Source organism: Methyloceanibacter sp. (assembly GCF_041573655.1).
In the GTDB taxonomy this organism is placed as follows: domain Bacteria; phylum Pseudomonadota; class Alphaproteobacteria; order Rhizobiales; family Methyloligellaceae; genus Methyloceanibacter.
In genome coordinates this window covers 1-22125 of record NZ_JBFFQD010000033.1, presented here as the reverse complement: position 1 = coordinate 22125, position 22125 = coordinate 1, and the positions used below count along the sequence as shown (strand labels likewise).

The following is a 22125-nucleotide window of genomic DNA, read 5'->3' as shown; positions in this document are numbered from 1 at the left end:
TTCCGCCTGCCGTACCCGATCGAAGAGGTGGAACTGCCCAAGTTCACGCGGATCAACCGCATCGAGATCGGCATGCGCGGGTCCTCGGACCGCGGATCGACGCGCTCCGTGCGCGACGTGCCCGAAGAGAGCCTGATGCTGACCGGCGACGAGAACATCGTCGATATCGATTTCGTTGTTGTCTGGAAGATCAACGACGCACCGGACTATCTCTTCAACATCCAGAACCCGGAAGGCACGGTGAAGGACGTCTCCGAAAGCGCCATGCGTGAGATCGTCGGCCAAAGCGATATCGAGCCGATTTTGACCGCGGCTCGCGCCGAGACCGAATCCAAGGTGCAGCAGTTGATCCAGGGGATCCTGGATGGCTACGGCGCCGGTATCGAGATCGTCCAGGTTCAGCTGCAAAAGGTCGACCCGCCGGCGCAAGTCATTGATGCCTTCCGCGACGTGCAGGCCGCGCGCGCCGACGAGGAGCGCTTGCAGAACGAGGCGCAAGCCTACGCCAACCGCGTTGTTCCGGAAGCCCGCGGTGCGGCCGAACGCATCTTGCAAAATGCGCAAGGCTATCGCGACCGGGTGATCGCCGAAGCCAAGGGTGAGGCGGACCGTTTCGAAAAAGTCTTGCAAGAATATCAGAAGGCGCCCGACGTCACGCGCAAGCGCATCTTCATCGAGACCATGCAAGAGGTCTTCTCCAACACGGACAAGATCATCATCGACGAGAAGAGCGGCGGCGTTGTTCCGTATCTACCGCTTTCGGAGTTGCAGAAGCGGCTGCCCCCCACGTCGGCGCCCGCGCCGGCACCCCAGACCGGAGGGCAGCAGTAATGAAGCGCACAGCTCTGACAGTTCTACTTGTCCTCATCGGATTGGCCGTCATTGCGGCCTACCTGACGCTGTTCACCGTCTACCAGACGCAGCAGGCTCTGGTGCTCGAGTTCGGCAAGCCCAAGCGGCTCATCACCGAGCCCGGCCTCAACTACAAGATTCCGTTCATTCAGAACGTCCAGCTCTTCGACAAGCGTCTGCTTGATCTCGACTCGGCGCCGCAAGAGGTGATCGCTGCCGACCAGAAGCGCCTCGTCGTGGATGCCTTCGCCCGCTGGCGCATCACCAACCCGCTGCTGTTCTATCAAAGTGTGAACAACGAGACCGGTGCGCGGACGCAGCTCAGCGCCTTTCTCGAAGCCGCGCTTCGTCGCGTGCTTGGCGCCGCCAGCTTTGAGGCGGTGGTGCGCGACGACCGCAACGATCTCATGCGGAAGATCACGAGTGAGTTGAACGCCAAAGCCAAGTCCTTTGGCATCACGGTGGTCGATGTGCGCATCAAACGCGCGGATCTGCCGGAAGCCAACAGCCTTGCCATTTACCGGCGCATGCAAACCGAGCGGCAACGTGAGGCCGCCGAAATCCGCGCCGAAGGTGAGGAGGCGTCGCGCCGCATCCGTGCCGATGCCGACCGCCAGGTCACGGTGGTGAAGGCCGACGCCACGGGCGAGTCGGAGAGAATCCGCGGTACGGGCGATGCGGAGAAGAACCGCGTCTTTGCCGACGCCTTCGGCAAAGATGCCGACTTCTTCGCCTTCTACCGCTCCATGCAGGCCTATAAAGGGTCGTTGAGGTCCGGCGATACGAGGATGCTGCTCAGCCCCGATTCGCAGTTCTTCCAGTACTTCAACGACGCGGCGGGCGGCCCTGGCGGGTCCTCGTCGAGCCTGCCAAAGCCGACGGCAACGGAAGATAGGGCCAGGAGCGGCACGAGCGTCGCCCCGTCCTCACCCTAGCCAAGCGGCCCGACGAACATGGACGAACTCGTAGTCGCCGTCGGTCTTGTTCTGGTGATCGAAGGCTTGGTTTGGGCGTTGGTCCCGCGGCTGGGGCGCAAGCTCCTGCAGGTGGCGTCTGAGACCCCTGAATCGTCCCTTCGCCTTGCCGGCACCGTCGCGGTTGCGGCCGGTGTCCTGATTGTTTGGTTCGTCCGTGGCTAGGCGTGGCCGGCAGCAACGGATTCTCGTTCACATCGTCCGATATTCGGTAAGATAGCGGCTGCTTTGGCGGTCCGGTTTGGGTTGGCTGCCTGCGTTGGCAAGGGAGTGCTCGTTCGATGTTCCAAAGAGGCAACCGGTATCAGCAAGGACCGCACCCGGCCGCGCGGCGCTGGGTTTGGAGCCTGGTCGGTTGTCTTGTGCTGCTCGCCGCGACCCCTGGCTTGGCGCGCGGGCCCGCCTCAGTGGCCGACATTGCCGAGGGCCTGCAAGACGCGGTGGTGAACATCTCCACCACACAGACGCTCGAGGGACCGTCGGACGCCGCGCCGGGCCGCAAGGGACCCAAGGGTTCGCCTTTCGAAGAGTTCTTCGACGATTTCTTCGACGACGAGGGCCCCGACGGCATGCCGCGGCGGGTGAGTTCGCTCGGCTCCGGCTTCGTCATCGACCCTTCCGGATTGATCGTGACTAACAATCACGTCATCGAGGGCGCCGACGAGATCATCATCAACTTCATCGACGGTACGAAGCTCAAGGTCACCAAGATCCTGGGCCACGACCCCAAGACCGACCTGGCGCTGCTCAAGGTCGAACCCAAGAAGCCCCTGACGGCCATCTCCTTTGGCGACTCGTCCAAGTTGCGGGTCGGCGATTGGGTCATGGCCATCGGCAATCCGTTTGGTCTCGGCGGCAGCGTCACGGTCGGCGTCGTTTCAGCCACGAAACGCGACATCAACGCCGGACCTTACGACGACTTCATTCAGACCGACGCCGCCATCAACCGCGGCAATTCCGGCGGTCCGCTGTTCAACATGGAGGGCGAGGTCATCGGTGTGAACACCGCCATTATCTCGCCGACGGGCGGGTCGATCGGCATCGGCTTCGCGGTGCCCTCCAACTCGGCGACGAAGGTCTTGAGCCAGCTGAAGGAGTATGGCGAGACGCGCCGGGGCTGGCTTGGCGTCCATGTCCAGAACGTCACCGAGGAGATCGCCGAGAGCCTGGGGCTCAACCCCCCGCGCGGTGCGTTGGTGGCTTCAGTAACACCTGATGGGCCCGCGGCGGCGGCGGGAATCGAACCGCGAGACGTGATCGTCGATTTCGACGGGCAATCGATCGCCAACATGCGCGATCTGCCCCGTGCCGTGGTTGGCGCCACGATCGGCAAGGACGTTCCTGTTCAGCTCATGCGCGGCGGCGAGACCAAGGAGGTCACGGTCAAGATCGGCCGCTTGCCCGAGCAGGATGAGGACAAGGAGGCCGAGGCGGCCCCAATGCGCGAACAGGATGGAGATGACCTTCTCGGCCTCTCCATCGCGCCGCTTACCAACGACCTGCGGAACAAATATGGCATCAGCGGAAACGTCGAGGGCGTCGTCATCACCGATGTCACGCCGGACAGCCCTGCCGCTAAAAAGAAGGTGAAGCCGGGCGACGTGATCGTGGAGGTCACGCAGGAAGAAGTGCGCCAGCCGCAAGATGTCGTCTCGCGGCTTCAAGCCGTCAAGCGCTCGGGGCGCCGGCGAGTCCTGCTGCTGTTGTCCGACGCCAAGGGCGAACTGCGCTTCGTTGCCGTTCCGACGAGCTAGCGTGACCGCCTCGACGAGCCGCTCCGAGATAATCCTCATTGCCGGGCCCACCGCGAGCGGCAAGTCCGCTGCGGCGCTCGCGCTTGCCGAGCAGCTTGCGGGCACGGTCATCAACGCCGACTCCATGCAGGTCTATCGCGAGCTTTCCATGCTCAGCGCGCGGCCGGATGCGGCCGAGACGGCCGCCGTTCCCCATCGCCTCTATGGCACCGTGCCCGCCAACGAGGCCTATTCCGTGGGCCGTTGGCTGGACGATGCGGGCGCCGCCATTGCGGAGGCACGCGACGCAGGGCGGATGCCGATCCTGGTCGGCGGGACCGGGCTCTACTTCAAGACGCTGCTCGAAGGCTTGTCGCCCGTGCCCGACATTCCCGCCGAGGTGCGGGCGTTTTGGCGCGGCCAGGCAAATGTGCTTTCACCGGAAGATCTCCACCAGGAGCTCATGGCCCGCGACCCCGTTATGGCAGCGCGGCTGCAGCCCAGAGATCCGCAGCGCGTCGTGCGCGCGCTCGAGGTCATCGACGCGACAGATGTCTCCCTGGCGGAGTGGCAAGGTCGCGAGGGCACGCCGATTGTCGCGCGTGCTTCGGCTCGGAAGCTCGTCGTTGCGCCGGAGCGCGAGCCGCTCTATGCGGTCATCGATGCACGCTTCGACCGCATGATCGAGGCGGGTGCCGTCGCGGAGGTGGAGGCCCTCATGGCGCTCGGCTTGGATCCCGGCTTGCCGGCCATGCGCGCCCTTGGCGTGCGGGAGCTATCGGCCTATCTGGCTGGCCGCATGACGCGGGAGGAGGCCGCCATAAAAGCCAAGACGGAGTCGCGGCGCTACGCCAAGCGTCAGATGACGTGGCTGAAACGGTTCATGACGGATTGGGGGTGGTTTCCGGACAGCGAAACCGCAGTGGCCGCCGCGAGCCGCGCTACACCGTAACTTTGGTGCCTACACCGTGACCTGCGTGCCGATCTGGACCACGCGGTCCGTCGGGAGCTGGAAGTAGCTCGACGCATCGTCGGCGTTGTGCGCCAGGAACACGTAAAGCCGGTCCTGCCATTGCGGCATGCCTGAGCGCGCATCGGGCCGGATCGAGCGGCTCGAGAGGAAGAACGACGTCGTCATGATGTCGAACTGCCAACCTTTCCGACTTGCGACGGCCAGAGCCTTCGGGACGTTGGGCCGCTCCATAAAACCAAAACGCAATGTGATGCGCATGAACCTGTCGCTCACCGGTTCGATTTGCACCCGGTCGCGGATCTTCACGCGCGGAATGTCCTCGTTCTCGATGGTCAAGATCACGTTGTGCTCGTGAAGCACCTTGTTGTGCTTCAGGTTGTGCAGCAGTGCGGTGGGCGCGAAATCCGGATCCGCAGTCAGGAACACGGCCGTGCCGGGTACGACATGGGGCGGCTTCTCTTCGAGGTTCTTGATGAGCGGGGCGAAGGGAACTTCCACGCGCCGCGTCTTCTGCGCCAGTAGGCGCGTGCCGCGCCGCCAAGTGACCATGATGACGACCAACATGACGCCGACAAGAACCGGAAGCCAAGCGCCTTCGGCCAGCTTCAGCGTGCTGGCCATGACGAACGCCGTATCGACGAAGATGAGCGGCGCCATCAGTGCGACGACCCAGATGAACTTCCAGCGCCACAGTAGCCAGATCACGATAAAGCCGAGAATGCCCGCCACCCATTCAGTGGCGGCCACGGCCAGCACATAGGCTGACGCGAGTTCGCTCGACGAGCGGAACATGAAGACCAGGAGCAGCACGCCGACCAGAAGCAGCCAGTTCACGCGCGGCATATAGATCTGGCCGGCTTGAGACTCCGAGGTGTGGCGCACCTCCATGCGGGGCAGGAGGCCGAGTTGCATGGCCTGCCTTGTGATGGAGTACGCGCCCGTGATCACGGCCTGGCTGGCGATAGCGGTTGCCATCGCGGCGAGCGCCACCATGGGATAGAGCGCCCATTCGGGAAACAGCAGGTAGAACGGGTTGGAAATCGTCTCCGGCTGGAGCAGGACCAGCGCGCCTTGGCCGAAATAGTTCAAGAGCAAGGCCGGCAGCACGAGGATCAGCCACGCCGTCTGAATAGGCCGCCGCCCGAAATGGCCAAGGTCGTTGTAGAGCGCCTCGGAGCCGGTCACCACGAGGAACACCGCGCCGAGCGTGACAAGGCCGATAATGCCGTGGGTGAAAAGGAAGTTGAGCCCGTAATACGGATTGAGCGCGAAGAGGATGCGCGGGTTCTGCGCGATCTCGTAAGCGCCGGCGATGGCGATGACGAGGAACCAGACTGTGGTGATGGGCGCAAACAACGCCGACACCTTCGCGGTGCCGTGGCTTTGCACGGAGAACAGCGCAATCAGAATGATCACCGTGATGGGCAGCACGTAAGGCTCAAACGCGTCCGTCGCCACGTTCAGACCTTCGACCGCCGAGAGCACGGACAGGGCCGGCGTGATCAGCGTCGAGCCATAGAACATCGAGGCGCCGACAATGCCCAGTGCGAGAACCAAAGGCGTGCGTTTGCCGACGGCGGTAAAGGCCAGCGCCGTCAACGCCAGCGTGCCGCCTTCGCCGTTATTGTCGGCACGCAGCAGCACCAGCACGTATTTCAGGGTGACGACGATGAACAGCGACCAGAAGATCAACGACAGCACGCCGTACACCGCCGCTTGTGTGACGATGCCGTGCTCGCCACCGGCGGCCAGCACCGCGACACGCAGCGCGTAGAGCGGGCTCGTGCCGATGTCGCCATAGACGACACCGATCGAGCCGAAGGTCAGCGCCCAGAACGCGCGCTTGGAAAGAGCGGGGGCGCCGTTGCCGTTGCCATTGCCGTTACCGTTGGCAACGAGCGTTTCTGAGCTAGCCGATTGCTGCATTCAAACCGGTGTGGGGAAGGGCGTTGTTGTTGGCGCGTTCGCGCTTGGCCCAAGCGCCGCGGGCCCCTTGAGAGCCGTAGGGACATAAGCGGATCGTGGGCTGTTGTCTAGGACGGTTCTTGGCACAGATAACAGGCGCCAAAGGCCGCACCTCAGCGCGCAATAAATGGCCATGCGCACCCCAGCGCGGGTAATTTTCACAAAGCAATAGAGCGTTAAGCTTGTCATTCATTCGCAATTCTCGTTGACCCGTTGTCATGCACCGCTTAGGGTGCGCGGCTTACACCGGCGTTTTCCGCCATTCTTTAGCGTTTCCACCAGGGCAGCGGCTGCGTCCAGCCGCGACGGCCCGGTGTTGCCAATGAGTAGAGACAATGTCACGCACGATGACAGGCGCCCAAATTGTGCTGGAGGCTCTCGCCGACCAGGGCGTCGAGCACATCTTCGGCTATCCCGGCGGCGCCGTTCTGCCGATCTATGACGAGCTGTTCCAGCAAGACCGGCTGAAGCACGTGCTCGTCCGCCACGAGCAGGGTGCGGTTCACGCCGCCGAAGGCTATGCCCGCTCCACCGGCAAGGTCGGCGTCGTGCTTGTGACATCGGGCCCGGGCGCGACGAACGCCGTCACAGGCCTGACCGACGCGCTGATGGATTCGATCCCCGTTGTCTGCATCACCGGACAGGTGCCGACCCACCTGATCGGTAACGATGCGTTCCAGGAATGCGACACGGTCGGCATCACGCGCCCCTGTACCAAGCACAACTATCTGGTGAAAGACGTTGACCAGTTGTCGACCGTCTTGCACGAGGCGTTCTATGTGGCGCGTTCGGGCCGGCCCGGTCCTGTCGTGGTCGATATCCCCAAGGACATCCAGTTTGCATCCGGCCTCTACGCCGGGCTGTCGAACTCGCAGCACAAGAGCTACCGCCCGCCCAAGGAAGGCGATTCCGCCGCGGTCGAAGCTGCTGTTGAGGCGATGGCAACCGCCAAGCGTCCGATCTTCTATACCGGCGGTGGCGTCATCAACGCAGGGCCCGCCGCCAGCGAGCGGCTGCGTGAGCTGGTGCACATGACCGGCTATCCGATCACCTCGACCCTGATGGGGCTAGGTGCCTTTCCGGCATCGGACAAGCAATGGCTCGGCATGCTCGGTATGCACGGCACTTATGAAGCGAACAACGCGATGCACGATTGCGACGTGATGATCTGCATCGGCGCGCGCTTCGACGACCGTATCACGGGGCGTGTCGACGCCTTCTCGCCGGGCTCCAAGAAGATCCACGTCGACATCGACCCGTCCTCGATCAACAAGAACGTCCAGGTCGACATCCCCATCGTTGGCGATTGCGACCACGTGCTGAACCAGATGATCGCGGCGTGGAAAAAGAAGAAGCCGAAAGTCGATAAGCCGGCACTGAAGACTTGGTGGGACCAGATCGACACATGGCGCGCGCGTAAGTGCCTGCACTACAAGAACCGCGACGATATCATCATGCCGCAATACGCCGTTCAGCGGCTGTTCGAGCTGACGCGCGGCAAGGACGTATATGTCACCACGGAAGTCGGCCAGCATCAGATGTGGGCGGCTCAGCACTTCCACTTCGACGAGCCGAACCGCTGGATGACCTCCGGCGGGCTCGGAACCATGGGCTATGGCATTCCGGCCGCGGTTGGCGTGCAGATGGCGCACCCGGACTCGCTCGTCATCGATATCGCGGGCGAAGCGTCGGTGCTCATGACCATGCAGGAGATGTCGACGGCGGTGCAGTACGACCTGCCCATCAAGATCTTTATCTTGAACAACGAGTACATGGGCATGGTCCGTCAGTGGCAGGAGCTGCTCCATGGCGGCCGCTACTCGCATTCCTACACCGAGGCGTTGCCCGACTTCGTCAAGTTGGCGGAGGCGTATCAAGCCGTCGGCATTCGCGCGGAGAAGCCGTCGGAGCTGGACGACGCCATCCGCGAGATGATCGAGACGCCGCGCCCGGTCATTTTCGATTGCCGGGTCCATAAGCATGCCAATTGCTTCCCCATGATCCCGAGCGGGGAGGCGCACAACAACATGCTGATGGGCGACGACGTCACCGAAGAGGACATCGAGAACGCCATCACCGACGAAGGCAAGGTGATGGTGTAATGACGCAGCCTGGGTCCGCATACTCGCTCGACAAGCAAGAGCAGAACCCGGAGTCGCATACGATCAGCGTGCTGGTCGACAACGAACCCGGCGTTCTCGCGCGCGTCATCGGTCTGTTCTCTGGCCGCGGCTACAACATCGAGTCGCTGACCGTGTCGGAGACCGAGCACGAGGCGCATCTGTCGCGCATCACCATCGTGACCACCGGCACGCCCATGGTCATCGAGCAGATCAAGCATCAGCTCGACCGGCTCGTGCCGATCCACTCGGTCACCGATCTGACCGTGCTCGGCCAGCCCATCGAGCGCGAGCTCGCGTTACTCAAGGTGGCAGGCACCGGCGAGAAGCGGGTCGAGGCGCTTGGTCTGGCCGAGGCGTTTCACGCCGAGATCATCGACTCGTCCACCGAGCATTTCGTCTTTGAGATCACCGGCGAGCAGTCGCGCATCGAGGAATTCATCGCCCTGATGCAGCCGCTCGGCCTGGTCGAGGTCTGCCGCACAGGCCTTGCGGCAATTGCCCGCGGGGCGGAGCGGATGTAACGCCACTTGTTTTTTCGCCGGTCCGGCGGCACAACCCGGGCCGAGCCGTCACATTGGATTTAGACGACGAAGGGAAGAGGTATGCGTGTCTATTACGATCGGGATGCCGATCTCAATCTGATCAAGGGTAAGAAGGTCGCCATTATTGGCTATGGCAGTCAGGGACACGCGCATGCGCTGAACCTGAAGGAGTCCGGCGTCAAAGAGGTGGCTGTTGGCTTGCGTGAGGGCTCCAGCTCCGCCGCCAAGGCTGAGGGCGAGGGGCTCAAGGTCATGTCCGTGGCCGACGCCGCCAAATGGGCCGACGTGGTGATGATGCTCACCCCGGACGAGCTCCAGGCCGGTATCTGGGAGAACGACCTCAAGCCCAACATGAAGCAGGGCGCGGCGCTGCTCTTCGCCCACGGCCTCAACATCCACTTCAATCTCATCGAGCCGCGCGCCGACATGGACGTGTGCATGGTGGCGCCGAAAGGCCCCGGCCACACGGTCCGCGCCGAATATAAGCGCGGCGCCGGCGTGCCGTGCCTCGTGGCCATCGCGCAAGACGCGACCGGCAACGCCCACGACCTGTCGCTCTCTTATGCTTCGGCGATCGGCGGCGGCCGCGCCGGCATCATCGAGACCACGTTCCGCGAGGAATGCGAGACCGACCTGTTCGGCGAGCAGGCCGTGCTCTGCGGCGGCCTTGTCGAGCTGATGCGCAACGGCTTCGAGACGTTGGTCGAGGCAGGCTATGCCCCTGAGATGGCCTATTTCGAGTGTGTCCACGAGGTGAAGCTGATCGTCGACCTCATCTATGAAGGCGGCATCGCCAACATGAACTACTCCGTGTCCAACACCGCCGAGTACGGCGAGTACGTCTCGGGCCCCCGCGTGGTGAACGAGCAGAGCAAAGCCGCCATGAAGGACGTCTTGAGCGATATCCAGTCAGGCAAGTTCGTGAAGGATTGGATGCTCGAGAACAAGATCAACCAGCCGAGCTTCAAGGCCATGCGCGCCAAATGCGACGACCACGACATGGAGGTCGTCGGCAAGAAGCTGCGCGACATGATGCCGTGGATCGCCGAGCGCAAGATGGTCGACAAGGCCAAGAACTAGGGACCTTGCGTCACCGAAGACTTGAGAGAATGGCCGGGAATCCCCGGCCGTTCGTCTTTCCGGTGTCATCAAATCCGAATCCAGTCGCCGGTAGGGTCGATCTATGATGTGATCCGTGACGCCGGGAGAGGGGAACCGCCATGCTGATCACCCGCTACGCCAAGATCGTGATGGTGCTGAGCCTGGCGATCTTCTGCCTGCTCGTCGCGTTCACCAACCTGACCGACTACAGCACGAACTTCCTGTTCGTGAAGCACGTGCTCAGCATGGACACGACGTTTCCAGGCAATGCGTTGATGTACCGGTCGATCACCAGTCCCGAGCTGTGGAGCGCCGCCTTTGGGTTGATCATCGCCAGCCAGATCGTGGCGGGTGTCCTGTTCCTGGCCGGCGCCATTTGCCTGTGGCAGGAGCGGCATGCTTCGGGGCTCGCGTTCAATGGCGCCAAGGGGCTCACGATCGCCGGCGCGCTCGCCGCCTTCCTCATCTGGTTCTTCGGCTTCATGGTGATCGGCGGGGAGTGGTTCGCCATGTGGCAGTCGCAAACCTGGAACGGCCAGGATGCAGCCTTCCGCTTCTATGTCACCGCGCTGGCCGTGCTGATCTTCGTGAACCAGGCCGACGGCGATCTGCCCGCGCCGGCCAAAGCGCCCCAGGCCAAGAGGACGGCGCCCAAGAAGGCTGCGTCCAAGACGCGTAACCCCACCCGCCGCCGCACCGACAAAGGGCGCCGCCGCACCGACACCGCGTAGGGAGACTTCGAGATGAACCGCGATGAGATCGAGGCCTTCGTTTTGGGCCTCTACGACGCCCGGGTGACAGGCGACATGGACGTGCTCGCCGGGATATTCGCCGACGACGCCACCTTCCAGATCGCGGGCTCGCCGGGGCACAGCCTGTTGGCCACCGTCGCCGAGGGCCACGAAGGGGTGATGGCGCTGCTCCAGACCATTGTGGATACGCTCGAATTAGAGAACTTAACCATTCTCGACCTCCTCGTTGAGGACAACAAGGTTGCAGTGCGCTGGCGTGCTACCGTCCACCAGGTTACGTCCGGCGAGATCCATACCAGCGAACTGGCCGACTTCATTGAAATCCGGAACGGGAAGGTGGTCTCCTTCATCGAGTTCCTGGACACGGCGCTCGCCGGATAGGGCCGGGAGTTTTTTGGTCGCCTGGGGTCTTGCACAATCCTGTGAGACTTGCCATTTCAGGGCCGGATTTGGGTGGTCTGCTAATAGCGGTTGGCGCATAATCCGCCAAACTGAACGGGAAAAGGACGGATTCGTCCTCAAGCGCGGGGCTAGAGGGAGCAGATTTTATGAGAGCCATCGCCTTGGGAATCGCCCTGGCGGTCGGGGTCAGCCTTCCAGGTCTGGCAGCCGAGCCCGATGGTCCGGCCGAGCTAATCGGCAAGACGGAGGCGATCCGGATCGCCATCCAGGACCAAGTTGGCGCGAACTCCATGCCCGACGTCGCCGAGCAGATCGCGCTCGCCGAATACTATTCCGTTTCGGGCCGCAAGCCGCTCTGGGTCGACGAGAACGGCCTCACCAAGCGCGGCAAGGCGGTCATGGCGGAGATCGCCAAAGCCGACGACTATGGCCTGCGCACCTCCGACTATAAATTGCCGAAGCTCTCCGGGTTCAATCCTGCCGCCCCCAACGCCATAGAGACTTTGGCGGATGCGGAGCTGAAGATCAGCGCGGCGGCGATCGAGTACGCCAGCGATGCCCGGGGCGGGCGCATCACTCCGCAAAGCCTCAGCAAGAACCTGGATCCCAGCCTCTTCCTGCCGAAGCCGGCCGAAGTGCTCGCCTTCATTGCCATTCGCTCCGATCCTGCTGCCTACTTGCGGAGTTTCCAGCCGACCCACCCGCAATTCGAGGCTCTCCGTAAAGAGCTCATTGCCGAGCGTGGGGGGAACGCCCCCCAGCAACAAGAGGTGTCGGGTCCCGAGGATGTTGTCATTCCCGCAGGCCCGGCCCTGAAGCTGGGTGTCGAGCACGGGCAGGTCGCTCTGCTTAGGAAGCGGCTCGAAGTGCCCGTGAAGGACGGTGCCAACGAATACGTCTTCGACGCGGAGCTGCGTGAAGCGGTTAAAGCCTTTCAGCGCACCCAAGGCGGCAAGGCCGACGGTATCGTCGGCCGTGGCACGCGGCGCTTGTTGAACGGAAATGAGGCGGCGGCGCCGCAGGTCAGCGGGCAGCAGAAGATCGATCTGCTCCTCGTCAACATGGAGCGCTATCGCTGGCTACCGCAGGACCTGGGCAGCTTTTACGTCAAGGTGAACATCCCGGCGTTTAAGGTCAGTGTGAAGGGCGATGAAGGCACGGTCTGGGAATCCCGCGTGGTCGTCGGCAAGACGCACACCCAGACGCCAATCTTCAACGATGAAATGGAAGAAATCGTCTTCCGCCCAAATTGGTATGTGCCGAACTCCATTAAGACCAATGAGATCGCGCCATACCTCCGGCGTGGCGGCGGCTTTTTTAGCGGTGGATGGGATACCTCCGTCCTGAAGCGTCAGGGCTTGCGCATCCGTGGTGTGAGCGGCCGCGACATCGATCCTGACACGATCGACTGGGGCCGGTCCGATATTCGCCGTTACGAAGTCTATCAGCCGCCGGGACCGCGCAATGTCCTGGGGCTCGTCAAGTTCCGCTTCCCCAATAGCCACGATGTCTATCTGCATGACACGACGCAGAAGCACTTGTTCGCCAATGCCGTCCGCGCCGAGAGCCATGGCTGCATGCGCGTGCAGAACCCCGATCAGTTCGCGACCGTTTTGCTGAAACACGATCAGGACTGGACGGCCGCGCGGGTCTCCTCCGCCATGCAGAGCGGTGCCAACGCCAACAAGATCCTCCTGAAGCAGAACATTCCCGTGTATCTGACCTACTTCACCGCGGTCGTGGACGAGAACGGCAAGCTCCAGCAGCACCGCGATCTGTATGGCCATGACCGGCGGATGGTTGCCGCGTTGAATGGAAGGCCGATTCCTGCGGGTCTGCCGGACAATGCGACGGTCTCCTCCTCCGCCAACTACGGGCGCCGCACGGTTCGGCGGCGGTCCAGCGGCAACCCGTTTGGCGGCATCTTCGACTTCTAGACCACGCATCGCGGGCAAGTCCTCGTTCTTCCAGGCCGAGACTGGGGCTGCCCCTTGCTCTTCGGGTCGGTTCTCACTATTTTCCAGCCATCGCGAGGCCTGAAGCCCTCGCCGGAAATAGGGTGACGATGCAGCGCAAGACCACACTGAACACGGCTCCAACCGGCGGATTTCCGTCCGGCCGTGCTCGCGCGCGCGCGCTCAAGCTCCTCCTTAGACGCCCCTGAGCTCCGGCGGTCTTGGCTTAGCGTCAGGGCGGGTGTTCAGGGGATCGCAAGAAAAACCCTCCAGGATTCAAGCGCCTCGCCAGTCGTGTTAGGCTGAGGCCAATGGCTTAAGGACGAGCACCATGACTTCGCAGACCAAGGCCCAGAAGGGGCAAACGCGTGACGACAAGGACCGCGTGGTCATTTTCGACACGACTTTGCGCGACGGGGAACAATGCCCCGGCGCCACCATGACATTTGACGAGAAGCTGGAGGTCGCTGAGCTTCTCGACGAAATGGGCGTGGACGTGATCGAGGCGGGCTTCCCGATCGCCAGCCAAGGCGATTTCGAGAGCGTCCAGGAGATCTCGCGCCGCGCGGAGAATTCCGTGATCTGCGGATTGGCGCGTGCCCAGCCCCAGGACATCGATCGCTGCGCCGAGGCTATCAAGCCCGCCAAGCGTGGCCGCATCCACACCTTCATCGGCACCTCGCCGCTGCATCGCAAATACCAGATGGGCATCGAGGAGGCAGAGGTGCTGGAGCGGGTCACCGCATCGGTCTCCCGCGCCCGCGGCTACACGGACGATGTCGAGTGGTCCGCCATGGACGCAACCCGCACCGAGGAAGATTTCCTGTGCCGTTGCGTCGAGGCCGCCATCAAGGCCGGCGCGACCACCGTGAATATTCCCGACACGGTTGGCTATGCGTATCACGATGAGTTCGGCGCGCTGATCCGCATGCTTCAGGAGCGGGTGCCGGGCGCCGATGCGATCGTGTTCTCGACCCACTGCCACAACGATTTGGGCCTGGCGGTCGCGAACTCCCTGTCGGGCGTGACGGCGGGCGCCCGCCAAGTGGAATGCGCCATCAACGGGCTCGGCGAGCGGGCCGGCAATGCGGCGCTGGAAGAGATCGTCATGGCGATCCACACGCGCTCGGACGTCATGCCGTTCTGGACCGGCGTCGACACCACCCACTTGACGCGCGCCTCCAAGCTCGTCTCCCGCGTGACGGCCTTCCCCGTCCAGTACAACAAGGCGATTGTCGGCCGGAACGCCTTTGCCCATGAAAGCGGCATTCATCAGGACGGCGTTCTGAAACATGCCGGCACGTTTGAGATCATGACGCCGGAGAGCGTTGGCCTGAAGGAGTCCTCGCTGGTGATGGGCAAGCACTCCGGGCGCCATGCGTTCCGCGAGAAGCTGAAGGAGCTGGCCTACGAGCTCGGCGACAACGCTTTTGAGGACGCCTTCGTGCGCTTCAAGGCTTTGGCCGACGCGAAGAAGCACGTCTACGACGAGGACATCGAGGCGCTGGTCGATCAGGAGATCGCCTCGGCCCATGACCGGATCAAGGTCGTGGCGCTGACCGTGATCGCCGGCACGGGCGGGCCCCAAAAGGCGACCATCACGCTCGATGTGGATGGCAAGCAGCAAATGTACGAGGCCGTCGGGGACGGTCCCGTTGACGCCACGTTCCAGGCCATTCGCGCGCTGGTGCCCCATGAGGCGCGGCTGGCGCTCTATCAGGTGAGCGCGGTGACGGAAGGCACGGACGCCCAGGCCGAGGTGATGGTGCGCCTGGAGGCCGACGGCAAAATTGCCACGGGCCGTGGCTCCGACACCGACACGATGGTCGCTTCCGCCAGAGCCTATGTCAGTGCGCTGAACAAACTCCTGGCGCGCGGGGGCCGGCGCAAGCCGGAGACCATGCTCGCCTCCTGAGGCGCCTTATTTGCGTGGCCTTCATGCTCCTGTCGCGGGCATCTGCGGAAAATGTGGCAAGGACGCAACGGTTGGCCGGGTGCACCCCGGCAACCGGTGCCGTCCCACAAGAGTTGAACGCGTCAAGCGAAGAGTTTTTTGCGATTCCGGCGCATCACGCATTGCTCGCCATCGCGATTTGACGCAACATGGCTTTGCGCCTGGCGGCGGCTGAAACCCTTTGATCGGCCATATTTTCTGCCGTGCGCAGTATCGGTAGCGTTAAGGGCTCACCGCTTCTGCGGCGAGCCGATTGTGAGGCGGGTGCATGTTCTCGCGGCTCTTGGGGTCTGTCTCGGCAGACATGGCCATCGACCTCGGCACGGCGAACACCGTCGTATATGTCCCGGGGCGCGGGATCGTTCTGGACGAACCATCCGTGGTTGCCATTGAGGAGCGCGGCGACGACCAGAAGGTGATCGCCGCCGGTCAAGAGGCCAAAACGATGCTCGGGCGCACGCCGAGCAAGATCGATACCGTTCAGCCGTTGCGCGATGGCGTCATCGCGGATTTCAACGCGGCTGAAGAAATGATCAAATATTTCATTCGCCGCGTTAACAAGCGCCGGTTATTCGGCAGCCCGCGGGTCATGATCTGCGTGCCGGCGAGCGCCACGTCGGTTGAGCGCCGCGCGGTCCACGAGGCCGGCCTGTCGGCTGGCGCGCGCCGCGTCTATCTCATCGAGGAACCGGTGGCTGCGGCCATTGGCGCAGGTCTCCCCATCAAGGAACCGCGCGGGTCCATGGTCGTGGACATCGGCGGCGGCACCACGGACATCGCCGTGATGTCCATGGGGAGCATCATCTATTCGAAGTCGATCCGCACGGCCGGAAACGCCATGGACGAGGCGATCGTCAACTACTCCCGCTTCAAGCACCATGTGCTGATTGGCGCCACCAATGCCGAGGCCATCAAAAAAGAAGCAGGCTCCGCCGTCGCCAAGGCCAACGGCACCCACGTCGCCGTTCAGCTCAAGGGCCGCGACATGCAACGCGGCTTCCCCACGGAAGTGACGCTGGGGCCGCATGAGATCGCCGACGCACTAACATTGCCGATCCAACAGATTGTCGGTGGCATTCGTCAGGCCCTCGCGGATGTGCCGCCCGAATTGACCGCAGATATCTGCGATGCCGGGATCTATCTCACCGGCGGCGGCGCGCTTCTTGATAAGATCGATGTGCGTTTCCAGCAGGAGACGGGTGTAAAGTTCAAGATCGCCGAGGACCCGCTGCGCTGCGTGGTCCGGGGAACCGGCATGGCTTTGGAACGGTTGGATGAGATCGCCGATCTACTAATCAAACCCTAGTTTTAAGGGTAGCGGGGCAACAAGAAGGGCGCGCATCAAGCGGCCCAAAGCGAGTAGGGAGTGGAGCGCTATCGAGGCGCTCCTGGGTGGAGGCATATGCGCGAGCGCGGTTCACCGTTGTTCCGTCGACACCGGCCCTCCTGGCGGGCGCCGGTCGAGCTCCTGAGTTTTGGCCTTTATTTCCTTTGTGCGGTTCTTCTCGTGCTGAGCCGCATCGGCCATGGCGCGATCTCGGACGCTCGCGACGGCCTAGTCGATCTCAGCGCGCCTCTGCTCGAAATGGCATCTCTGCCGGCCATCGAAGCGCGCCGCGGCATGGATCGCGTGCGGCTGTACCTGGCCGCCTTCGACGAGGTCGACCGGCTCAAGAAAGAGAACGAGGAGCTCAAGCAGTGGGAGTGGCGGACCAAGCTGCTTGAGCGAAAGGTCGCGCATTTGCGGTCGTTGTTGAACGCCGTGGAGGAGCCCGCGCTTGTCTACGCCACGGGCCGGGTCATTGCCGATGCGCGCGGGCCTTTCGTGCGCAGCGCCTTGATCAATCTCGGCCGCAATGACGGTCTGCGTATTGGCTACGCCGTGATCAACGGCGACGGCCTCGTGGGCCGTACGGTGGACGCAGGCGATTCCGTCGCCCGCGTGCTCCTGCTCAACGACCTCAACAGCCGCATTCCGGTTCTGGCCGGTCCGGCCGGCGTGCGCGGGTTGGCCTTGGGCGACAATAGTTCTGAACTTCAGCTCGACTTCATTCCCGAAGGCACGGCCATCTACCCGGGCGACGAAGTCTACACCTCGGGCAGCGACGGCGTATTGCCGCGGGGCTTGCGCGTTGGCGTGGTCTCCGGCACCGCGGGCGCCTACAAGGTGCGCCCCTATGCCGAGCTGAACTCGCTCGATGCGGTTAGCGTGTTGTTCTTCGACGCGCCGGCCATAACCCGTGCCGATCCGCCGACCGATGGCGGTGGGGGCGCTCTATCGGCCGCGCCTACCAGCGGAGACGAGGCGAAAGCGCCAAGCGCCTCGCGGCCTGTCGCGGCGGTCTCGCCACCACCCGTAACGCAGATGCAGGCGGGGCAATGACCAAGTTCCTCCCGGCTCTGTCTGTCTTATTTGCGGTGGTCGCCACCGCGGTGCCGTGGGGATTGCCAGCCGATGCAACCTTTATCCTGCCGCTGATCGTAGTGATGATGGTGTTCTGCTGGCGCGCCATTCCGGGCGCAGGCCTGCATCCGGCGGGTGCCGTGGGGCTAGGTCTTCTCGCAGACCTCATGAGTGGCGGACCGCTGGGCTATTGGGCGCTGATGTGCCTGATCGGGGCCACCGTCGGCGGACGTGCGGGCTCCTTGGGCGAGACCCGCGACCTTGGCCGTCATTGGCTCATCTGGAGCGTGCTCGTTACCGGGCTCGCCGGGTTCGGCTGGCTGCTCGCCTCACTTTATTACTTCCGCTGGATCGACTGGTGGCCGATCGCCTTTGGCGCCATCGTCTCCGTCGTGCTGTTTCCGGTCGTGCTTTACGGCCTGCTCTGGGTTCGCCATGGCCGCTTGGGGCATGAGCGGAACGCAATCTTCCGGGGTGGGGCATGAGAAAGTGGAGCAAGAGGGCGAAGGCGCTCCACTACGGTGCGAAGAAGAAGCCCGACTACACGCGCAAACAGAGCTACCGGTTCTCGCGCCGCGCGCTGCTCGTCGGCGCAGGTCAAGCGGGTCTGTTTGGTCTCCTCGGCTGGCGCTTGCACCAGCTGCAAATCCGGGACTCGTCCGAGTACCGCCTACTATCCGACGAAAACCGGATCATGATGCAGCTCGTCGCGCCCGCGCGCGGGGCCATCTACGATCGCTTCGGCACGGTCATTGCCGAGGATAAAGAGAATTTGCGGCTCCTCGTACTGCCCGCGTTCTGCAAGAGCTTGCCGGGAACGCTGGATGCTCTGTCCAGGGTCGTTCGCGTCTCGTCCGCCACGCGCAGCCGCGTGATGCGCGCCGCGCGCCGCCAAAGCGGCTATTACCCCGTGCTCGTCGCCGAAGGACTGACATGGCGCCAATTCGCCCTGCTCAATGTTCTCGCGCCGCAAATCCCCGGCATGCGCATGGATCGCGCTGCCTACCGCCAATACCATCACGGCCGCCCCATGGGGCATGTGGTGGGCTATGTCGGGATGGCCGGTAAGGCGGAGGTCGATGTCGACCCGGTCATGCGGCTGCCGGGTTTCCGCACCGGCCGCGCCGGCGTGGAGAAGAGTTTCGATCCCGAGCTGCGAGGCAGCCCCGGCAACATCAAATACGAGGTCGACGTGCATGGCCGCGTCGTCCGCGAACTCGACTCGAAGCCGAGCACCAAGGGCAGGGACCTCGTTCTCACGATCGACCACCATTTGCAGACCATCGCGCTCGATCGCATTAAGGAGCATCGCGTCGCATCGGTGGTCCTGATGGACGTCCTCACCGGTGGCGTTCTCGCCATGGCGTCGACGCCGAGCTTCGACCCCAACGCGATCGCCTTCAATCCCGACCCGAAAGAGTGGCGCAACCTGGCCAGGGGTAAGGACAACCCGATGCAGAACCGCGCCGTCCGCGGTCAATATCCACCCGGGTCGACGTACAAAGTGATTACGGCACTCGCTGGTCTTTCCGCCGGGGTGATCGACACGAAGGAGACGATGCGCTGTCCGGGGAGCTACGCGGTTGGCCGCAAGCGTTTCCGCTGCTGGAAGGCCCATGGCGGCGGTATCAATGTGCATGAAGCGATCAAGCAGTCGTGCGACGTCTTCTTCTACGAGACGGCCAAGCGCATGGGCATCGACTATCTCGCCTCCGTTTCGCGTCATTTCGGTCTTGGCCGGACCTTGGATTGTGGACTGGCCGGCGAGAAGCCCGGGCTGATCCCCGACGTTGCCTGGAAGCGCCGCGCACTCTTTGATGCCTGGTATACGGGCGAGACCGTGATCTCCGGGATCGGTCAGGGTTTTGTGCTGACCACGCCGCTCCAGCTCGCCGTGATGACGGCGCGCGTGGCCACGGGCCGGGCCGTGTTGCCCAAGCTCGTCATGTCGGAGGAAGACCAGTTCGAGCCATGGCCCTTGCTTGAGGTTGATCCGGCGCATCTTGAGGTCGTCCGCAATGGCATGATCGGCGTCGTCAACGAGCCGCGGGGAACGGCCCGCCGCTCGGCGTTGCAGATTCCCGGCGTGCAGATGGCCGGCAAGACCGGAACCTCGCAAGTGGTCTCCTCGCGCAACGAGCACAAGCTGTCCCCGTATGAGCGGGAGACGCACGCTCTGTTCGTCGCCTTCGCGCCGGCGGACAAGCCGCGCTATGCCGCGGTCTGTGTCGTGGAGCATGGCGGTGGGGGATCGCGCGCGGCGGCGCCCGTGGTGCGCGACGTGATGACGGAAGCTCTTTTACGCGATACCGCAAACCGGCCCGCCTTCGTCGCCAACAATGCGCACATCGTTCCTTCTGAGTTGGCCTCGGCAGAGGGCACGCCATGAAGATGCTGTTCGCCGAGACCCCGGCACCAAAGCTCAATCTCGGCAAGAAGCTTTGGCTCCTCAACTGGCCGTTTCTCCTGCTCGTCGCCGGGATCGCCTTGGTGGGCGCGGGCGCGCTCTATTCGGTGGCAGGTGGCACGTTCGAGCCCTGGGCGACCCGCCACGTCGTGCGGTTCTGCATCGGCTTGGCGCTGCTCTTCGCCGTGGCCTTTTCCGACATCCGTTGGTGGCTAAACGGAGCCTATCCGCTCTATCTCGCGGTCTTGCTGCTCATGCTGCTGGTGCCGTTCATCGGCGTGGAGAGCGGCGGCGCCCGGCGCTGGCTTGGCGTGGGCGAACTCAGCTTCCAGCCCTCGGAGATGATGAAGATCACGCTCATCCTGGCGCTGGCGCGCTATTACCAGTGGCTGCCGCCGGAGAAGATCTGGCGCCCCGATGCGCTGATCCCGCCGCTGCTCCTGATTGGCGTTCCCGTGTTGCTGGCGCTCGCTCAGCCGGACCTCGGCACCGCGGCTTTGTTTGCCATCATCGGCGGCGGGCTGCTGTTCCTGGCCGGCGTCAGCTGGTTCTATTTCGGCGCGGCCATTGTCGGCGTGATCGTGTCCTTGCCCCACGCCTGGGAGATGCTGCACGACTACCAGAAGGAGCGTGTGCTCACCTTCTTCGATCCGGAGCGCGACCCCCTCGGGTCCGGCTATCACATTCTTCAGTCGAAGATCGCCATCGGCTCGGGCGGCCTTGCCGGCAAGGGCTATATGATGGGCACCCAGGCCCAGCTCAATTTCCTGCCCGAGAAGCACACCGACTTCATCTTCACGATGTTTGCCGAGGAAATGGGTTTTATCGGCGCCGTCGTGCTGCTGGCGCTCTATCTTGTAGCGCTTGTCTTCATCACCTATATGGCGCTGCGCTGCCGCAGCATGTTCGCCAAGTTGGTGGCGGCAGGCGTGGGGCTGACCCTGTCCGCCTATGTGTTCATCAACGTGGCCATGGTCACGGGGCTCGTCCCCGTGGTCGGCGTGCCGCTGCCGCTGGTCTCCTATGGCGGCACCTCAATGCTGACCATGATCATCGGCCTCGGCTTCGTGCTCAACGCCCATGTCAACCGCAAGGTCACGTTCCGGCGCCAGGAGGTGCGGGCCTTGTGGTGAACCGCCCGCCAAACCATTTAAAGGCCAGGCGAACTGGACAGGCGGACCGGGGCAATGCTAAGGGGAGCCCCCTTGGGCCGCGTGAGGCCCATCCGGATGCGGCTCGAAGAGGCAAGGCATTCAGGGCGCATAGCTCAGTTGGTAGAGCAGCTGACTCTTAATCAGCGGGTCCAAGGTTCGAGTCCTTGTGCGCCCACCATTCCTTTCAATAACTTACAGTCTTGGTGCGAGCCGTGAGGATCAAGCCGGAAGCATATTGGAAGCAACTGATAGCAAAAAGCTTCCGATTTGGCCCCGCTGGGACCTCAGGCGACGCGATGGCGTGACCCTCTCGCGCCGTTGTGCTTCCCCCATGCCCCTATGGGACCCAGAGGGAGTTGCAGGAGGTGGTAGTCCATCTTCCGCATTACTCGCCCAGCACCGTTGCACTGTTGCGGCCTGAGAGGGTCCCTGTTGCATCTATGTCTGCTTTACGTCTGGAAGCGGACATTGACAGTGGACGCCATGATGTCAGCTAAGTGCCAAAAGCGGACGTCGGCTTCTACAACCGGTATGGGTAGGATTACCCATATACGCCCCCTCCCTCGTCTGCATAATTTGATTTCGTCAACGAATAGCGGGAGGCCACTGCTTCCGGCTCGCGCAAGGGAGGAGAGTGGAATGACCCGGATCAGAGGGGTTGCAGCGGCATGGCTTGTTGCGTGCCTGAGTATGGCGGCTGTGCTCACCACGCCGGTTTGGGCGGCGGCAAAGGAGCCCAAACCGCAGACCCTTTTCATCAACGTCAATGTCTTTGACGGCAAGGCCGACAAGCTTGCCACGGGCATGAGTGTGCTTGTCGAAGGCAATCTCATC

Annotated in this window: 18 protein-coding genes, 1 tRNA gene and 1 pseudogene; 19 read left to right on the top strand and 1 reads right to left on the bottom strand. The window is 63.2% G+C overall.

Going from position 1 to position 22125, the window contains the following annotated elements:
• The 5 genes from hflK to miaA form a co-directional block, all read left to right on the top strand.
• Nucleotides 1-831: FtsH protease activity modulator HflK (gene hflK, locus ABY454_RS08810; RefSeq protein ID WP_372929917.1), on the top strand; the 831-nt coding region annotated here is incomplete at its 5' end.
• Nucleotides 831-1787, top strand: a complete 957-nt coding sequence (gene hflC / locus ABY454_RS08805) for a protease modulator HflC (RefSeq protein WP_372929915.1) — start codon at nt 831-833, stop codon at nt 1785-1787. The genes hflK and hflC, both read left to right, overlap by 1 nt.
• A gap of 18 nt (nt 1788-1805) precedes the next feature.
• Complete coding sequence (locus ABY454_RS08800) at nt 1806-1991, top strand: DUF2065 domain-containing protein (RefSeq protein WP_372929913.1); 186 nt, start codon at nt 1806-1808, stop codon at nt 1989-1991.
• A 116-nt stretch (nt 1992-2107) separates the two neighbouring features.
• Entirely contained in the window at nt 2108-3580 is a 1473-nt protein-coding gene (locus ABY454_RS08795) for a Do family serine endopeptidase (RefSeq protein WP_372929911.1), read from the top strand.
• Between the two features lies 1 nt (nt 3581).
• The gene (gene miaA, locus ABY454_RS08790; RefSeq protein WP_372929910.1) at nt 3582-4511 is read left to right on the top strand and encodes a tRNA (adenosine(37)-N6)-dimethylallyltransferase MiaA; all 930 of its coding nucleotides are present in this window, start codon (nt 3582-3584) and stop codon (nt 4509-4511) included.
• Between the two features lie 9 nt (nt 4512-4520).
• Here miaA and ABY454_RS08785 read toward each other — a convergent pair whose 3' ends face one another.
• Nucleotides 4521-6458: a potassium transporter Kup gene (locus tag ABY454_RS08785; protein WP_372929909.1), complete on the bottom strand. Its 1938-nt coding sequence runs from the start codon at nt 6456-6458 to the stop codon at nt 4521-4523.
• 374 nt (nt 6459-6832) lie between these two features.
• Between ABY454_RS08785 and ABY454_RS08780 the strand changes: the two genes are divergently transcribed.
• The 14 genes and pseudogenes from ABY454_RS08780 to ABY454_RS08715 all read left to right on the top strand — a co-directional run.
• Nucleotides 6833-8599: an acetolactate synthase 3 large subunit gene (locus ABY454_RS08780; RefSeq protein ID WP_372929908.1), complete on the top strand. Its 1767-nt coding sequence runs from the start codon at nt 6833-6835 to the stop codon at nt 8597-8599.
• Nucleotides 8599-9141: an acetolactate synthase small subunit gene (gene ilvN, locus ABY454_RS08775; protein WP_372929907.1), complete on the top strand. Its 543-nt coding sequence runs from the start codon at nt 8599-8601 to the stop codon at nt 9139-9141. The genes ABY454_RS08780 and ilvN overlap by 1 nt, the downstream gene beginning before the upstream one ends.
• 81 nt (nt 9142-9222) lie before the next feature.
• Nucleotides 9223-10242, top strand: coding sequence for a ketol-acid reductoisomerase (gene ilvC / locus ABY454_RS08770; protein ID WP_372929905.1), 1020 nt, complete (start codon nt 9223-9225; stop codon nt 10240-10242).
• 140 nt (nt 10243-10382) lie between these two features.
• Nucleotides 10383-10994 (top strand): DUF2165 family protein, encoded by a 612-nt coding sequence (locus ABY454_RS08765; RefSeq protein WP_372929904.1) that lies wholly within the window; start codon nt 10383-10385, stop codon nt 10992-10994.
• Nucleotides 10995-11006: 12 nt separating this feature from the next.
• Entirely contained in the window at nt 11007-11396 is a 390-nt protein-coding gene (locus tag ABY454_RS08760) for a nuclear transport factor 2 family protein (RefSeq protein WP_372929902.1), read from the top strand.
• Nucleotides 11397-11563: 167 nt separating this feature from the next.
• Nucleotides 11564-13354 carry a murein L,D-transpeptidase gene (locus tag ABY454_RS08755; protein ID WP_372929900.1) on the top strand — a complete coding sequence of 597 codons (1791 nt, stop codon included), beginning with the start codon at nt 11564-11566 and terminating at the stop codon, nt 13352-13354.
• 349 nt (nt 13355-13703) lie between these two features.
• Nucleotides 13704-15287, top strand: a complete 1584-nt coding sequence (locus ABY454_RS08750; protein ID WP_372929899.1) for a 2-isopropylmalate synthase — start codon at nt 13704-13706, stop codon at nt 15285-15287.
• 307 nt (nt 15288-15594) lie between these two features.
• Entirely contained in the window at nt 15595-16632 is a 1038-nt protein-coding gene (locus tag ABY454_RS08745) for a rod shape-determining protein (RefSeq protein WP_372929897.1), read from the top strand.
• A 96-nt stretch (nt 16633-16728) separates the two neighbouring features.
• Complete coding sequence (mreC, locus tag ABY454_RS08740) at nt 16729-17709, top strand: rod shape-determining protein MreC (protein ID WP_372929895.1); 981 nt, start codon at nt 16729-16731, stop codon at nt 17707-17709.
• The gene (locus tag ABY454_RS08735) at nt 17706-18215 is read left to right on the top strand and encodes a hypothetical protein (RefSeq protein WP_372929893.1); all 510 of its coding nucleotides are present in this window, start codon (nt 17706-17708) and stop codon (nt 18213-18215) included. The genes mreC and ABY454_RS08735 overlap by 4 nt, the downstream gene beginning before the upstream one ends.
• Nucleotides 18212-20119, top strand: a complete 1908-nt coding sequence (mrdA, locus tag ABY454_RS08730) for a penicillin-binding protein 2 (protein ID WP_372929892.1) — start codon at nt 18212-18214, stop codon at nt 20117-20119. Before ABY454_RS08735 ends, mrdA begins: the two co-directional genes overlap by 4 nt.
• Nucleotides 20116-21270 (top strand): rod shape-determining protein RodA, encoded by a 1155-nt coding sequence (gene rodA, locus ABY454_RS08725; RefSeq protein WP_372929890.1) that lies wholly within the window; start codon nt 20116-20118, stop codon nt 21268-21270. Before mrdA ends, rodA begins: the two co-directional genes overlap by 4 nt.
• Before the next feature lie 123 nt (nt 21271-21393).
• A tRNA-Lys gene (locus ABY454_RS08720) sits at nt 21394-21469 on the top strand.
• Nucleotides 21470-21930: 461 nt separating this feature from the next.
• Nucleotides 21931-22125: pseudogene (locus ABY454_RS08715) on the top strand (hypothetical protein); the annotation flags it as partial.